At 65.2% G+C, this 1305-nt stretch carries 1 protein-coding gene and 1 pseudogene; both read right to left on the reverse strand.

Translation table 11 applies throughout. The features are described 5' to 3' along the window. Positions 1-858, reverse strand: a pseudogene (locus tag A2J01_RS29855) (PD40 domain-containing protein); the annotation flags it as partial. Beyond that, positions 855-1305 (reverse strand): ATP-binding cassette domain-containing protein (locus tag A2J01_RS29860; RefSeq protein ID WP_156519447.1); only part of this gene is annotated, 451 nt, incomplete at its 5' end. The pseudogene A2J01_RS29855 and the gene A2J01_RS29860, both read right to left, overlap by 4 nt.

A 1305-nucleotide genomic window follows, 5' to 3' on the forward strand; every position in this document is an offset into this window, starting at 1 on the left:
GTCTTCCACTCGCTGGTCGCGGTGCAGGACAAGAAGTTCGTTGTTGTGAATGATCGGTGTGTGCCAACCGACGGCTACGACCGCGTCGCCGGCAGGTGTCCATGCAAGTGGTCCTGCGATGCCGCGTGCGTGCCCCAACATCCGCGGAGTGGAGGCGAGATCAGTCAGCGATACGGTCCAGGCGGAACTCGCCCGCGTCAGATCGGCGTCGCCGTCCATCGCCGCGGTGAAAGCCAGTTCGGTGCCGTCGGGACTGTACGCGGGATGCGAAGCGTCCCAATCGCCGTCCGTCAGCTGCCGAAGCGAGCCGGCGGCCAGATCGAACTCGAACAAGTGCGCCCGAACGCTGCCCCGGACACCGGATCCGTCGACCTTGTAGTTGAGGCGCTTCGCCACCAAGAGGCATGACGATCCGGCGGCAGTGCGGTCGACGGGGGCGCTGAAGGCGATCCGAGCGCCGTCAGGAGAGAACACCGGTGCCCCCGCGCCGAGCGGGAGCTGCGCCGTGGTGGTCAGCTGTGTTGCCGGACCCCCGGTGGCGTCGACCTTCCACAGTTGTGGTGTGCCCGAGGAATCCGGCCGAACGAAGACCAACAGCGTCGAAACGGGATGCCAGGCCGGCGAGGTGTCGGCAGGTCCCGCGGTGAGCTGTAGTTGCGGGGAAGCCAACCAGATCGAGTGCTCGTTGGTATCCGCAGCCGGATTCGCTTCGGTACGTACGTATGCAATGCGTCCCGACGCCGATGCGGCGGTGGTGGTCGGTGTAACCACGGACGCGTAATCCTGGATTCTCGCCGAACGACGTTCTTCGGCACGGGCTACGGCAGCGGGGGAGTCGAGAGTGGTCGGCGTTGTCATTGGAACATCGGCTCCCCGAATGTCGGGATCGCGGACAACAGCTTTGCCGTGTACGGCTCCTTCGGCGAATCGATCACGTCGAGAACCGGCCCGTGCTCGACGATCTCGCCGCCGAGCATGACTGCGACGTGGTCACAGACGTAGCGGATCACCGCCAGGTTGTGACTGACGAACAGAACCGTCAGACCAAGCTGCTTCTGCAGATCCACCAACAGATTCAGAACCGCGCCCTGCACGGACACGTCCAGAGCGGAGGTGATTTCGTCGGCAAGCAGAACTGCCGGTGCGGCTGCCAAAGCCCGCGCGAGGGCAACGCGTTGGCGCTGACCACCCGACAACGACGATGGGTATTCGTGCGCCTTCTCCACCGGCAGTTGGACGGTGGTGAGGAGTCGAGCGACCTCGGCAGCGCGGTCGCCGCGGCTGCGCCGAGCATTGTCACGACGC

Source organism: Rhodococcus sp. EPR-134 (genome assembly GCF_001647205.1).
Classification (GTDB): domain Bacteria; phylum Actinomycetota; class Actinomycetes; order Mycobacteriales; family Mycobacteriaceae; genus Rhodococcus_F; species Rhodococcus_F qingshengii.